This is a genomic window from Pseudooceanicola sp. DL12 (assembly GCF_056270665.1).
The window spans coordinates 826,066-838,771 of record NZ_CM149884.1; the positions used below are offsets into that span (position 1 = coordinate 826,066).

A 12,706-nucleotide genomic window follows, 5' to 3' on the forward strand; every position below is an offset into this window, starting at 1 on the left:
CTGATGCGGGGCTGCCGCGGGTTGCGCAGGGTATGCCGGATCAAACGGCGCGGGGCCAGTGGAAGTTCCGGCCCCGCAGAGGATCAGGCGATCAGCTGGTGGCTGCCGACAGCGCCTGATCAAGGTCCGCGATCAGGTCTGCGGCGTCCTCGGTTCCGATGGACAGCCGCACCACCTCCGGTGCAGCGCCGGCAGCGCGTTGCTGCTCTTCGGTCAGCTGGCGGTGCGTTGTCGATGCGGAGTGGATGATCAGCGAGCGGGTATCCCCGAGATTGGCCACGTGGCTGAAGAGCTTGAGATTTTCGACCAGCTTGACGCAGGCGTCATAGCCGCCCTTGACCGCCACCGTGAAGAGGGCGCCGGCCCCCTTGGGCGTGATCGTCTTGCCGCGGGCGTGGTAAGGGCTGCTTTCCAGACCCGGGTAGGTGACCGCATCGATGCGCGGATCGGCCTCCAGCCATCGGGCGATCTCCGTGGCATTCTCCACGTGTTTCGCCATGCGCAGCGAGAGCGTCTCGATGCCCATAAGCGTGTAGTGCGCGGCCTGCGGATTCAGCGTCATGCCCAGGTCGCGCAGACCGATGGCGATGGAATGGAAGGTGAAGGCAGCGGGGCCGAAGGTCTCCTGGAACTTCAGCCCGTGATAGGCGGGCTCGGGGTCGGAGAGCGAGGGGAACTTGCCTGAAGCCCCCCAGTCGAAGGTGCCGGAATCCACCACGCAACCGCCGGTAACGGTGCCATTGCCGGTCAGGTATTTCGTCATCGAATGCACCACCAGCGTGGCGCCCAGCTCGATGGGGCGGCAGAGGGCGGGCGTGGCCGAGGTATTGTCGACGATCAGCGGAATGCCGGAGGCATCAGCGATCTTCGCCATGGCGGGAATATCGGTGACATAGCCGCCGGGGTTTGCGATCGTCTCGCAGAAGATGGCGCGGGTGTTCGCGTCGATGGCCGCCTTGACCGCCTCCTCGTCGTCCATGTCGACAAAGGTGCAGGACCACCCGAAGCGTTTGAAGGTCTGGGAAAACTGCGTGATGGTACCGCCATAGAGGCGGTTCGAGGCCACGATGTTCAATCCTGGGCCCATCAGCGGAAAGAGCGCCATGATCTGTGCCCCATGCCCCGAGGAGCAGCAAACCGCACCGGCGCCCCCTTCCAGTGCCGCGATGCGGTTCTGCAGCGCGACCACGGTTGGGTTGGTGAGGCGGGAGTAGATATATCCCACCTCCTGCAGATTGAAGAGCGCCGCCGCGTGATCGGCATCGCGGAAAACGTATGCCGTGGTCTGGTAGATCGGGACCTGACGGGCGCCGGTGGCAGGATCGGGCGCGCTGCCGGCATGGATTTGCAGGGTGTCGAAACCTTGGGTCATTCTGAAACTCCTCCGTGAAATGGCTTCACGAGGTAGATCAGGTTTGGTCGTGGGGGGAAAGGCGACGTGTTGAACGGCCCCTAGGGCCGTGCCTCCGGCAGGGATATTTCGAACAGGGAAACGGGGGGGGTATCCGCTTGTTTCCCTGTTCGAAATATCCGGGGGGCGTCGCGGAGCGGCGGCGGGGGCAGAGCCCCCCGGTTGCCAAAGAAAAAGGGCGCCCTGGTGGGCGCCCTTTCCGATAGGGAGTGCGGTGCAGATCAGAGCTTGAGGTTCGGGATGATCTGCTTTTTCCGGGACATGATACCGGGCAGGACGACGGTGTCGCCCTCGACAGTGGCATCGAAGCTCTTCTCGGCAACGGTCTTGACCAGGTCGTTCGGCACGAAGAGGGTGGCTTCCTCGTTCAGGATGTCGACCACGAAGAGCAGCACCTCGTCGACGCCATCTTCGGCGGCGACAGTCTTGAAGCTCTCCATCAGCGAGGCCTTGCGGTCGAGCACGATCTTGGGTGCGGTGGTTTCCAGCACGGAGACGCGGAACTTGGTGCCTTCGACCGCGTATTCCTTGGAATCCATCCGGATCAGTTCGGCATCGGAGAAGGCCGAGACGTCGGATTTTGCTTCAAACATTTCAGAAGCGTAGGTGCCGATCTCGATGTTCAGCTCGGAGGCGAGCTTCTCGGCCAGGGCCTTGTCGATGTCGGTGGTGGTGGGCGAGCGGAACTCCAGCGTGTCCGAAAGGATGCACGAGAGCACCAGGCCCTTGACGTTGTCGGGCAGCTTGGAGGTGGCCTCGCCCATCAGGTCGTACATGATGGTGGCGGTGCAGGCGAGCGGCTTGATCGTGATGTCGATCGGGCCCTTGGTTTCAAGGCCGCCGACCAGCTTGTGGTGGTCGATGATCTGGATGACGTTGGCGTCGTTGATCGCTGCCGGCAGCTCGGCCGGGTTGTTGGTGTCGACGATGACGACATCATCCTCGGCGGTCACTTCGGAGATGATCTCGGGCTTGGAGAAACCCCATTTTTCAAGCACATAGGCGGCTTCGGTATTGGGCTCGCCCAGCAGCTTGGCCTCGGCCGGCGTGCCGGCGACCTCGTTGAGGTACCAGGCCCAGATGAGCGCGGAGCCCGCGGAATCGGTGTCGGGGGACTTGTGGCCAAAAACCTTGATCGTCATGCTATCAGAGTTCCTTTGAAATATGGGTCTTTGCGCGCCCTTATAGGAGCGCTCCGGCGCCTTGTCACCCATGGAACGCTGGGTTTTCCGCGCGGGGCCGGGGAGGGGGTAATCGGGTTGCGGAATGCCTACCGGGTACGCACGCCACGTCGGTACTGCACTGCAGCGAATCGCCCGGATTTGCACGGGTTAACAGGGCAGATCGGCCGAAATCGCAACGTCGGTATCACGTCGGTATCACGTCGGTATCGCGTCGGTGCGGATCCGCCGAGGTGCACGGGTTAACGCAGCGCGCGCTTAACGGCGCGGGCGCTGCGGCAGGCAAATCCTCATCCTTCGCTTTCATGCTCTTCGGCCCTTCGCAGCGGGGCCGGCGCGCGCTATCAGCATCTCATGGCAGGCAAGATGGCAGAGACGGATCTCTATGCGCCCGTGAAGGCCTTTCTCGAGGGGCAGGGCTATGAGGTGAAGGCGGAGGTGCGGGGCGCCGACGTGGTGGCCCTGCGTGACGACGATCCGCAGCCCGTGATCGTGGAGCTGAAGCGCGGCATGAACCTGACCCTGGTGCAGCAGGGAGTGGACCGGCAGACGATGAGCGATTTCGTCTACCTGGCCATTCCGGCGCTGCGCGGTCGCAAGCAGCTGGCCGCACATGTTGGGCTGTGCCGCCGCCTTGGCCTTGGGCTGATCACGGTGCGGGTGCGGGACGGCTTTGTCGAGGTGCATTGCGACCCGGGCCCCTACCAGCCCCGGCAGAACCGGCAGCGGCAGGGAAAGCTCCTGCGGGAATTTCAGCGCCGGGAAGGCGATCCGAACCAGGGCGGTTCGACCCGGGTGACGCTGATGACGGCCTATCGGCAGGACGCGATCCGCTGTGCCCGGCACCTGGCGTTGGAAGGGCCGAGCAAGGGCGCCGCGGTGGCGAAGGCCACCGGCGTGCCGCGGGCCACCACGATCATGCGCGACGATCACTATGGCTGGTTCGAGCGGGTGGCGACGGGCACCTATGCCCTGACGCCGAAGGGCCGGGCCGCACCGGAAGTCGGCTGAAACAGGCGGGGCGGGCGAGGCGGCGCGGCGACAGGAGCCCGGCGACCGGGCGCCATGGCCCCGGCAGGGGCTTGCAAGCGGAGGCCGGGCCATCCACCATGGGGAGAGCTGCCGCGGGCCGGGCAGGGACCGGGCAGCCTGCCCGGTGCCGTGCCGATGGGCCGGGGCCACGGAGGATGACAGATGCGCCAGCCCCTTGCCCCTTTCCAGACGATGATCCGCAGCTTGCCGCTTGCCGCCATGATGCTGATCGCCTGCATGGTCCTGCCGCTCTGGCCCGCCGCGGCGCGGGCCGAGCCGGTCGAGGTGTCCGTCGGGATATTCATCACCTCAATTTCCGACGTGGAACCCGCCGATGGCAGCTTCCGCATCGGCGGCTATGCCTGGTTCGTGGATCCGTCGGGCCAGTTGGACCCGATGACCGATACGCAGATCATCGCACGGTCGGTACAGGTGACGGACTATCGTCAGACGGAGCTGCCGGACGGAGCTGGGCGGTACTCTGCGATCAGTTTCGTGGCACAGATCGACCACGGCTTCGACATTCGGAACTATCCCTTCGACACGCAGAGGTTGGTGGTGCGCCTGGAGGCTGCGGACACAGTGGAGCAAGTCCGCCTCGTGCCGGATCCGGACGGCGTGGTGATGGCGGATTTCGTGGAGTTGCCGGGATGGCGGGTGACCGAACTCGGGTTGGGCGCATTCGACCACACCTATGGCACGCGGTTCGGTCATCACGATGTCGCGCCGACCTTTTCGCAGCTGATCATCAGCGTTGAAATCGCGAGGGATATCTCGCCGGTGCTCTTCGAGAAGTTCTCGGGGTTCTTCATGGCGCTGGCGATTTCCATGCTGGTGATCTTTGTGCCGATCGAGGAATTCGGGACGCGGGTGGGGATGACCACCGGCTCGATCTTTGCGGCGGTCTTCAACCGCTACAGGCTTGAAGATGCCATCGGTTACGATGCCGTCTTCGGCGTGGCGGACAAGCTGAGCGTTCTGACCTTTGGCGCGATCCTGTCCGTGCTGATGCTGTCGCTGCTCGTCTTTCGGATGCGCCGGGTGCGCAGCCATGCCTTTGCCGTGCGGCTGAACTTCATCGCCGGGCCGGCGATCATGGCGGTCTACCTGGTGCTGATCTGGCTGGTCTTCTGGAACGCGTTGCACTGAGACCTTGCCCCAGACCCTTGCCCTTGGGCGGAGACAGGCGCGGGCGCTGGGCCGGTCACAGCACCCCGGGGCGATCGAGATAGCGCAGAAAGCCGTCCATCATCGCCTCGGTGCCGCCGAGACGGCCGCTGATGTCGGCCTCGGTGAAGGTGCCCTGTTCGGTGAAGACGAGGTGGGTGCCGTTGCCGTCGGGGCGGAATTCGACCGTGGCGACGGAGGCCGAGATATGGGCGCCGTCGAGCGTCATCCAGTAGGCATAGACGAAGAGCTCTCCGGGGACGACGACGCAATGGCGGGTGTCATTGGTGATGACAACCTGCGAGCCGGGCGGCGAGACCCGCATGTATTCGCGGGCGCCGGGGGCGGGATCGGTGGCCGGTTCGTAGTCGTGCAGGATCCAGCCGTCCTCGACATGGATGTACCAGATCCTGCGCGCCTCGGGGTCGAGGAAATGGCGGAAGCAATGGGCGGGGGAGGCCGGGTAGCGGCGCTCGACGGTGAACTGATGGTGAAAGACGGGGGTGGTCACGGGGTGTCCTCCTCTGGGGGCGCCGGGGAGGGCGGATCCTCCTCCGGGTGGGCGGCGAGATGGGCGCCGAAACGGTCGAGGCGTTTCTCGGCCAACAGGCGCTGACGGGTGAGCCACTGATCGGCGCGGGCGAGGGCATCGGGCTGCAGGGTGCAGATCCGGGTGCGCCCGGTCTTTTCGCTGCGCACGATGCCGGCGTCTTCCAGCACGCGCAGGTGCTGCATCACCCCCGGCAGGCTGATCGGCAGGCCGGCGGCAAGGGCGCTGACCGGGGCGGGGCCGCGGGCGAGGTGTTCGACCATGGCGCGGCGGGTGGCATCGCCCAGGGCATGAAAAAGCGTGGCGGCGGGGTCGGGGGGCTCTGTTTCGGGATGGTCAAGCATTCACTTAACCTTCCGGATCGGGCGAGTCGGGTCAAGAAAATACTTCGGTGGCGGCTTAACTATTGGCGGGCTCTGGCCGGTTTCCGCTGAGCCGTTTGGCGCCCTGTGGCGGGCCCCTTATCTGAAAGGCGTCGCAGGGCGGCGGCTGTCCTTTGGGCGGAGAGCCGGGAGGCATCGCGCGGGAGCGGTGCGAGGCCCGATTTTTTCGCCACGGATTGCTTGACAGGCTATCGGAGCTTGCCTAGCTATGCGGCGTTAGCACTCACTACAGGTGAGTGATAACGCCCTCCGTTCGGGAGGGTGTGAGGGAGAAACTTTGAGCCAAGGAGCCTCAGAGATGGCATTCAAACCGCTGCATGACCGTGTGCTTGTGGAACGCGTCGAAAGCGAAGAGAAGACCAAGGGTGGTCTGATCATCCCCGACAGCGCCAAGGAAAAACCCGCAGAGGGCATGATCGTCGCCGTTGGCGAAGGCGCCCGCAAGGACAACGGCGAACTGATCGCCCTGTCCGTCAAGGAAGGCGACAAGGTCCTGTTCGGCAAATGGTCGGGCACCGAGATCACGCTGGACGGCAAAGAGCTGCTGATCATGAAGGAAAGCGACATCATGGGGATCATCTCCTAAGTCGCTTCACTGCATTTCGCATGAATTTCAACGAATAGTCAGGAGACACGCGCATGTCTGCCAAGGACGTCAAATTCAACACCGAAGCCCGCAACAAGATGCTGAAGGGTGTGAACATCCTCGCCGACGCGGTGAAGGTGACCCTGGGCCCGAAAGGCCGCAACGTTGTGCTCGAGAAATCCTTCGGCGCGCCCCGCATCACCAAGGACGGTGTGTCGGTCGCCAAGGAAATCGAACTGGAAGACAAGTTCGAGAACATGGGCGCACAGATGGTGAAGGAAGTTGCTTCCCGCACCAACGACGAAGCCGGTGACGGTACCACCACCGCAACCGTGCTGGCGCAAGCCATCGTGAAAGAAGGCACCAAGGCCGTGGCCGCGGGCATGAACCCGATGGACCTGAAGCGCGGCATCGACCTGGCAACCGCCAAGGTCGTCGAAGCCATCAAGGCCGCTTCGCGCCCCGTGAACGACACCGCAGAAGTTGCTCAGGTCGGCACCATCTCCGCCAACGGCGAAGAGGAAATCGGCCGCGAGATCGCGGAAGCCATGCAGAAGGTCGGCAACGACGGTGTCATCACCGTTGAAGAAAACAAGGGCATGGAAACCGAAGTCGAAGTCGTCGAAGGCATGCAGTTCGACCGCGGCTACCTGTCGCCCTACTTCGTGACCAACGCCGACAAGATGACCACCGAGCTGGAAGACGTCGTCATCCTGCTGCACGAGAAGAAGCTCTCGTCGCTGCAGCCGATGGTTCCGCTGCTCGAGTCGGTGATCCAGTCGCAAAAGCCGCTGCTGATCATCGCGGAAGACGTGGAAGGCGAAGCGCTGGCCACCCTCGTGGTCAACAAGCTGCGCGGCGGTCTGAAGATCGCAGCCGTCAAGGCACCGGGCTTCGGCGATCGCCGCAAGGCCATGCTGCAGGACATCGCCATCCTGACCGGCGGTCAGGTGATCAGCGAAGACCTGGGCATGAAGCTCGAGTCCGTGACCATGGACATGCTGGGTTCGGCCAAGAAGGTCTCCATCACCAAAGACGAAACCACCATCGTTGACGGTGCCGGCGACAAGGCCGAGATCGAAGCCCGCGTGGCCCAGATCCGCAACCAGATCGAGGAAACCTCCTCGGACTACGACCGCGAGAAGCTGCAGGAACGCGTTGCCAAGCTGGCAGGCGGCGTTGCCGTGATCCGCGTCGGCGGCCTGACCGAAGTGGAAGTGAAAGAGCGCAAGGACCGCGTCGATGACGCCCTGAACGCAACCCGCGCTGCCGTGCAAGAAGGCATCGTCGTGGGTGGTGGTGTTGCCCTGGTTCAGGCCGGCAAGGTCCTCGAAGGCCTGACCGGTGCGAACTCCGACCAGGAAGCCGGGATCGCCATCGTGCGCAAGGCCCTGGAAGCACCGCTGCGCCAGATCGCCGAGAACGCAGGCGTCGACGGCGCCGTCGTGGCCGGCAAGGTCCGCGAAAGCACCGACCTGAAGTTCGGCTTCAACGCTCAGACCGAAGAATACGGCGACATGTTCGCCTTCGGTGTGATCGACCCCGCCAAGGTGACCCGCACCGCGCTGGAAGATGCAGCCTCGATCGCAGGCCTGCTGATCACCACCGAGGCAATGGTTGCCGACAAGCCCTCCAAGGATGGCGGTGCCGGTGGCGGCATGCCCGACATGGGCGGCATGGGCGGCATGGGCGGCATGATGTAATCTGCCGATCCAACCGGATCTTTCGCCCCCGGGCGGAAAGGGAAAGGAGGCCTTCGGGCCTCCTTTTTCGTTTGAGGGCAGACGGTTCCCGGTCGTCGACGTCGGCCTTTTGGTCGGAAAAACAGCATTTGGGGAACTGTTGAGGAATTTTTTTCCACCTTGCGCCAAAGTCATGATGCAGCCCCGGAGCGAGTAGTTAGACTGCTCAGGAACCGGCATCCGCCGCTTCGAAAGACAGGATTCCCATGGCCCGTAAGTCTCAGATCTCGCTACGTCTCTATGCTCCCGGCGATGATATCGCGGTGAGCAACGTCCTGACGCTTGCCTATGATACGCCGACCGAGGCGCGTCTGGTGGCCTCGCTGCGGGAAGCGGGAGACATGGCGGTGGAACTGCTGGCCTTTGATTCGGAGCGCTGCGTCGGCTACGCCGGGTTCTCTCGGATGATCGCACCGCGCGACTGGCTGGCGCTGTCGACGCTGGCGGTGCTGCCGCAGGTGCGCAGCCACGGGATCGGCAACGAGCTGATCCGCTACGGGCTCGACTATGCGCGCCGTGCCCATGCCAAGGCGATCACGGTGCTGGGCGACGGGCGCTACTACCAGCGCTTCGGCTTTACCTACAAGGCGGCGCAGAACCTCAAGACGCCCTATTCGATCGCGGATACGCTGCTCTACCCGATCGCGGCGGGCACGGCCTTTGCCGAGGAGGAGCTGGTCTATGCCCGCGCCTACTCGGTGTTCGACACGGCGCCGACGGGCTGAGGCGCCGGGCGGCCGCCCGGGCGGTCCGCATGCAGGGCCGCTGCCGGGGCTTTTCCCGGGGGCGCAGGGCCGCTAACAGGGCGTCATGAGACCCTTTCACATCATCGGGGCGCAGGTGCTGCGCCCGGGCGGCTGGAGTGCCGATGTCCTCGGCATATCCGGGGGGCGCCTGTGCGACGAGCGGCCGGGACGGGCGGTCGACCTGGCAGGCTGGCAGGTGCTGCCGGGTATCGTGGATGCCCATGGCGACGGCTTCGAACGGCACCTGGCGCCGCGCCGCGGGGCGCTCCTCGACATGGGCGAGGGGCTGTCGATGGCCGCGGCCGAGCTGGCGGTGAACGGGATCACGACGGCGATGCTGGCGCAGTTCTACTCCTGGGAAGGCGGGATGCGGGGGCCGGATTTCGCAGCGCGGATGCTGGCGGCCCATGCGGAGGTGGCGCCGCGCGAGGCGGTGGACCTGCGGGTGCAGCTGCGCCTGGAGACCCACCTGACCGATCATTTCGACGCCGTGGCGGCGCTGGTGGCGCGCCATGGCATCTCCTACGTCGTCTTCAACGACCACGTGCCCCACGCCGCGCTGGAGAAGGGCAAGCGCCCGCCGCGGCTGACCGGGCAGGCGCTGAAGAGCGGGCGTTCGCCCGAGGCGCACCTGGCGCTGCTGCAGGAGCTGCACGGGCGGCGAGGGGAGGTGCCGGCGGCATTGCGCGCGCTGATCGCGCAGCTGCCCGGGGTGCGCTTTGGCAGTCATGACGACAGCACCGCGGAGATGCGGCGCGACTGGCGCACCATGGGGGTGACGGTTTCGGAATTTCCCGAGACGCGGGAGGCGGCGGAAGAGGCCCGCGCGGGCGGCGATGCGGTGGTGCTGGGCGCGCCCAACGTGGTGCGGGGCGGCTCGCACACTGGCAATGCCTCCGCGGCGGAGCTGGTGGAGGCGGGGCTCTGCGATGCCCTGGCCTCGGACTATCACTACCCGGCGCCGCGGCAGGCGGCCCTGAAGCTGGCCGAAAGCCTCGGGATGGAACGCGCCTGGGCGCTGGTCTCGGAGGAGCCGGCCCGTGTGCTGGGGCTGGGCGACCGGGGGCGTATCGAGGCCGGGCTGAGGGCGGATCTCGTGGTGCTGAACCCGGAAACGGGGCGCCTGGGCGCGACGATTGCCGGCGGGCGGCTGGCCTGGCTGGGCGCGGAGCTGGCCGAGCAGTTCATCGGCTGAGGGCGGGCAGGGGGCGCTGCGCCCGTCCTGCGCATTCCCCCGGGATATTTGTCACAAGAAAATGGGCGCAGGGAATGGGCGCGCGGAATGGGCGCGCGCGGGCGCCGCCATGACAGGGGCCGGGGCGCCCCGTGCCTTGGCCGCTCAGGAGAGGGGCGTGACCAGGTTGACGTGGCCCATCTTGCGGCCCGGGCGGGTCTCGGCCTTGCCGTAGAGATGCAGGGCGGCGCCGGGGCGGGCGGCCAGTTCGGGCACGCGGTCCATATCGTCGCCGATCAGGTTTTCCATCACCACGTCGGAATGGCGCTGGCCATCGCCGAGGGGCCAGCCGGTAACCGCGCGGATGTGCTGTTCGAACTGGTCTACGGTGCAGCCGTTCTGGGTCCAGTGGCCGGAATTGTGCACCCGGGGGGCGATCTCGTTGACGATGAGACCATGGGGGGTGACGAAGAGCTCGACCCCCATGACGCCCACGTAGTCGAGCGCGTTGAGGATGCGGCCGGCGAGCAGCACGGCATCCATGCGCAGGGCGGCGGGGATCTGGCTGGGCACGGTGGTGGTGCGCAGGATGCCGTCGCTGTGGACATTGGTGCCGGGATCGAAACAGGCCACGGCGCCGTCCATGGCGCGGGCGCCGATGATCGAGATCTCGGCGGAGAAGTCGATGAAACCCTCGAGGATCGCCGGGGCGCCGGCCATGTCGGCGATGGCCTGCGGTGCATCCGCGGGGGAGGTGAGCCGGGCCTGGCCCTTGCCGTCATAGCCGAAGCGGCGCGTCTTCAGGATGGCGGGGGTGCCGAGGGCAGCGATGGCGGCCTCGAGCGCCGCGGCATCGGGGATATCGGCATAGGGGGCGGTCTTCAGGCCGAGGCCGGTGAGGAAATCCTTCTCCGTCAGCCGGTCCTGGGAGATGCGCAGGGCCTCGCGGCCGGGGCGGATGGGCACGATGCTCTCGATCAGGTCGAGCGCGGAGGTGGGGACGTTCTCGAATTCGTAGGTCACCACGTCGACCGCCCGGGCAAAGGCGGTGAGGGCGGTCTCGTCCTCGTAGGGGGCGGTGGTGACGGCATGGGCCACGTCCGCCGCGGGCGGATTGGCAGAAGGTTCGTAGATATGGGTGCGGAAGCCCAGGCGGGAGGCCGCGACCGAGAGCATGCGGCCGAGCTGACCGCCGCCGAGGATGCCGATGGTGGAACCGGTGGGCAGGGTATCAGTCATCGGAGGGCTCGTCGGGGATGGAGGCGGAGAGGGCCTCGCGCCAGGCGTCGAGGCGGGCGGCGAGGGCGGGATCGGAGATCGCCAGGATGCCGGCGGCCATGAGGCCCGCGTTGGCGGCACCCGCGGCGCCGATGGCCATGGTGGCCACGGGAAAGCCCTTGGGCATCTGGACGATGGAATAGAGGCTGTCGACACCGGAGAGGGCGCGGGTTTGCACCGGCACGCCGATCACCGGCACGCGGGTCTTGGAGGCCATCATGCCGGGGAGGTGGGCAGCGCCGCCGGCCCCCGCGATGATCACGTGCAGGCCGCGGTCGGCGGCCGTCTTGCCGTAGGACCAGAGCCGGTCGGGAGTGCGGTGGGCGGAGACGATCTTTTTCTCGTAGGGCACGCCGAGCTCTTCGAGCACGCTCGCGGCCTCGCGCATGGTGGGCCAGTCGGACTGGCTGCCCATGATGATCCCTACCTTCACGTCACTCATCGCCGGGTCCTCCGTAGCGGGTCAGGAGTGCCTGCTTATAAAGGATCGCGCCACGGGAGCAATCGGGGCAATGGCGGGGTTCGGAAAATCGCGCGAGGTGATGCCGGGATGGCGCCGGACGGGGCGGGTGGGCATGGTCGGGCAGGCACGCTCAGGCGATGATGTCGGGGGTCAGCCGGTCCTCGATCAGGGCGATGCGGTCCTTGAGGTGCAGCTTCTTCTTTTTCAGGCGCTGCAGGGTCAGCTGATCGGAGGTGCCGCGCTCCTGCATGGCGGTGATCGCCTCGTCGAGGTCGCGGTGCTCGCGGCGGAACACCTCCAGTTCGACCCTCAGCACATCATCCGTTTTCATCGAAATGTCTGTCGGGGCGTTCATGGGTGATTCTACCTTTGGTGCCTGGGAGGTCAGGATAGGCGGAAAGTCCAAATGCGCAAAGCCCCGGGGGGGACTGCCGGCCAAGATGCACGGTGATCAGGGACTTGTGCCGCATCAGGGACTTGCACGGGGCCGGGGCGGTGACCATATTGAGGGAAGCCGGGTTCGCCGCCTGCGGGAGCCCGTCATCAGACGTCGCTTTTCATGCAAGGACGCGCAAGACATGAGCAAAATGACCCTGGGGTCTCACCCCTATCTTCTTGGGTTCGAACAGCTGGAACGGTTGCTGGAGCGCAGCGCCAAGTCCGGAAACGAGGGCTATCCGCCCTTCAACATCGAGCAGACCTCCGAGAATTCCTATCGCATCACCCTGGCCGTCGCCGGCTTTGCCGAAGACGACCTGGCCATCACGCTGGAAGACCGCCAGCTGGTGATCCGGGGTCGCCAGGCCGAGGATGGCGAGGGCCGCGTCTTTCTGCATCGCGGGATCGCCGCTAGACAGTTCCAGCGCAGCTTCGTGCTCGCTGAGGGTGTCGAGGTAGGGGAAGCCGTCATGGAAAACGGCCTGTTGCACGTCGACCTGAGCCGGGCCGAGCCCGAGCGGGTGGTGCAGCGCATTTCGATCAAGAGGGGGTAAT

General features: G+C 65.8%; 14 protein-coding genes. 7 read left to right on the top strand and 7 right to left on the bottom strand.

From position 1 onward, the window contains the following. Positions 1–91: 91 nt before the first annotated feature. Positions 92–1,372: an O-acetylhomoserine aminocarboxypropyltransferase/cysteine synthase family protein gene (locus AC0WR5_RS03845; RefSeq protein ID WP_475867067.1), complete on the bottom strand. Its 1,281-nt coding sequence runs from the start codon at positions 1,370–1,372 to the stop codon at positions 92–94. 260 nt (positions 1,373–1,632) lie between these two features. Then, a complete protein-coding gene (locus AC0WR5_RS03850) occupies positions 1,633–2,553 on the bottom strand; it encodes a manganese-dependent inorganic pyrophosphatase (RefSeq protein WP_475867069.1) in 921 nt (306 codons plus the stop codon). A 405-nt stretch (positions 2,554–2,958) separates the two neighbouring features. On the opposite strand from AC0WR5_RS03850, the gene AC0WR5_RS03855 reads away from it, so the two are divergent. Together AC0WR5_RS03855 and AC0WR5_RS03860 are read left to right on the top strand one after the other, a co-directional pair. Beyond that, the gene (locus AC0WR5_RS03855; protein ID WP_475867071.1) at positions 2,959–3,603 is read left to right on the top strand and encodes a DUF2161 domain-containing phosphodiesterase; all 645 of its coding nucleotides are present in this window, start codon (positions 2,959–2,961) and stop codon (positions 3,601–3,603) included. 183 nt (positions 3,604–3,786) lie between these two features. After that, positions 3,787–4,773 carry a ligand-gated ion channel gene (locus AC0WR5_RS03860; protein WP_475867072.1) on the top strand — a complete coding sequence of 329 codons (987 nt, stop codon included), beginning with the start codon at positions 3,787–3,789 and terminating at the stop codon, positions 4,771–4,773. Positions 4,774–4,828: 55 nt separating this feature from the next. Here the strand turns inward: AC0WR5_RS03860 and AC0WR5_RS03865 are convergent, their stop codons facing one another. Together AC0WR5_RS03865 and AC0WR5_RS03870 are read right to left on the bottom strand one after the other, a co-directional pair. Continuing rightward, positions 4,829–5,302 (bottom strand): SRPBCC domain-containing protein, encoded by a 474-nt coding sequence (locus AC0WR5_RS03865; RefSeq protein ID WP_475867074.1) that lies wholly within the window; start codon positions 5,300–5,302, stop codon positions 4,829–4,831. Then, positions 5,299–5,685, bottom strand: a complete 387-nt coding sequence (locus AC0WR5_RS03870; protein ID WP_475867076.1) for an ArsR/SmtB family transcription factor — start codon at positions 5,683–5,685, stop codon at positions 5,299–5,301. Before AC0WR5_RS03870 ends, AC0WR5_RS03865 begins: the two co-directional genes overlap by 4 nt. 337 nt (positions 5,686–6,022) lie before the next feature. Between AC0WR5_RS03870 and groES the strand changes: the two genes are divergently transcribed. The 4 genes from groES to AC0WR5_RS03890 all read left to right on the top strand — a co-directional run bounded on the left by groES (position 6,023) and on the right by AC0WR5_RS03890 (position 9,993). Continuing rightward, the gene (gene groES, locus AC0WR5_RS03875; protein ID WP_475867078.1) at positions 6,023–6,310 is read left to right on the top strand and encodes a co-chaperone GroES; all 288 of its coding nucleotides are present in this window, start codon (positions 6,023–6,025) and stop codon (positions 6,308–6,310) included. Between the two features lie 53 nt (positions 6,311–6,363). After that, positions 6,364–8,013: a chaperonin GroEL gene (gene groL, locus AC0WR5_RS03880; RefSeq protein WP_475867080.1), complete on the top strand. Its 1,650-nt coding sequence runs from the start codon at positions 6,364–6,366 to the stop codon at positions 8,011–8,013. A 245-nt stretch (positions 8,014–8,258) separates the two neighbouring features. Continuing rightward, positions 8,259–8,777: a GNAT family N-acetyltransferase gene (locus AC0WR5_RS03885; RefSeq protein WP_475867082.1), complete on the top strand. Its 519-nt coding sequence runs from the start codon at positions 8,259–8,261 to the stop codon at positions 8,775–8,777. A gap of 85 nt (positions 8,778–8,862) precedes the next feature. After that, positions 8,863–9,993: an alpha-D-ribose 1-methylphosphonate 5-triphosphate diphosphatase gene (locus tag AC0WR5_RS03890; protein WP_475867084.1), complete on the top strand. Its 1,131-nt coding sequence runs from the start codon at positions 8,863–8,865 to the stop codon at positions 9,991–9,993. 144 nt (positions 9,994–10,137) lie between these two features. Here the strand turns inward: AC0WR5_RS03890 and AC0WR5_RS03895 are convergent, their stop codons facing one another. From AC0WR5_RS03895 to AC0WR5_RS03905, 3 genes are all read right to left on the bottom strand, one after another. Further along, positions 10,138–11,211 carry a 5-(carboxyamino)imidazole ribonucleotide synthase gene (locus tag AC0WR5_RS03895; RefSeq protein ID WP_475867085.1) on the bottom strand — a complete coding sequence of 358 codons (1,074 nt, stop codon included), beginning with the start codon at positions 11,209–11,211 and terminating at the stop codon, positions 10,138–10,140. Then, positions 11,204–11,692, bottom strand: a complete 489-nt coding sequence (gene purE / locus AC0WR5_RS03900; RefSeq protein ID WP_475867087.1) for a 5-(carboxyamino)imidazole ribonucleotide mutase — start codon at positions 11,690–11,692, stop codon at positions 11,204–11,206. The genes AC0WR5_RS03895 and purE overlap by 8 nt, the downstream gene beginning before the upstream one ends. Before the next feature lie 151 nt (positions 11,693–11,843). Next, positions 11,844–12,068 (bottom strand): YdcH family protein, encoded by a 225-nt coding sequence (locus tag AC0WR5_RS03905; RefSeq protein ID WP_475867088.1) that lies wholly within the window; start codon positions 12,066–12,068, stop codon positions 11,844–11,846. A gap of 223 nt (positions 12,069–12,291) precedes the next feature. Between AC0WR5_RS03905 and AC0WR5_RS03910 the strand changes: the two genes are divergently transcribed. Beyond that, positions 12,292–12,705, top strand: a complete 414-nt coding sequence (locus AC0WR5_RS03910; protein WP_475867090.1) for an Hsp20 family protein — start codon at positions 12,292–12,294, stop codon at positions 12,703–12,705. Position 12,706 lies beyond the last annotated feature (1 nt).

Coding starts and splice junctions, on each gene's coding strand:
- AC0WR5_RS03910 (WP_475867090.1), top strand. CDS start 12,292: ATGAGCAAAATGACCCTGGGGTCTCACCCCTATCTTCTTGGGTTCGAA.
- AC0WR5_RS03850 (WP_475867069.1), bottom strand. CDS start 2,553: ATGACGATCAAGGTTTTTGGCCACAAGTCCCCCGACACCGATTCCGCG.
- AC0WR5_RS03845 (WP_475867067.1), bottom strand. CDS start 1,372: ATGACCCAAGGTTTCGACACCCTGCAAATCCATGCCGGCAGCGCGCCC.
- groL (WP_475867080.1), top strand. CDS start 6,364: ATGTCTGCCAAGGACGTCAAATTCAACACCGAAGCCCGCAACAAGATG.
- AC0WR5_RS03885 (WP_475867082.1), top strand. CDS start 8,259: ATGGCCCGTAAGTCTCAGATCTCGCTACGTCTCTATGCTCCCGGCGAT.
- AC0WR5_RS03895 (WP_475867085.1), bottom strand. CDS start 11,211: ATGACTGATACCCTGCCCACCGGTTCCACCATCGGCATCCTCGGCGGC.
- purE (WP_475867087.1), bottom strand. CDS start 11,692: ATGAGTGACGTGAAGGTAGGGATCATCATGGGCAGCCAGTCCGACTGG.
- AC0WR5_RS03870 (WP_475867076.1), bottom strand. CDS start 5,685: ATGCTTGACCATCCCGAAACAGAGCCCCCCGACCCCGCCGCCACGCTT.
- AC0WR5_RS03905 (WP_475867088.1), bottom strand. CDS start 12,068: ATGAACGCCCCGACAGACATTTCGATGAAAACGGATGATGTGCTGAGG.
- AC0WR5_RS03860 (WP_475867072.1), top strand. CDS start 3,787: ATGCGCCAGCCCCTTGCCCCTTTCCAGACGATGATCCGCAGCTTGCCG.
- groES (WP_475867078.1), top strand. CDS start 6,023: ATGGCATTCAAACCGCTGCATGACCGTGTGCTTGTGGAACGCGTCGAA.
- AC0WR5_RS03890 (WP_475867084.1), top strand. CDS start 8,863: ATGAGACCCTTTCACATCATCGGGGCGCAGGTGCTGCGCCCGGGCGGC.
- AC0WR5_RS03855 (WP_475867071.1), top strand. CDS start 2,959: ATGGCAGAGACGGATCTCTATGCGCCCGTGAAGGCCTTTCTCGAGGGG.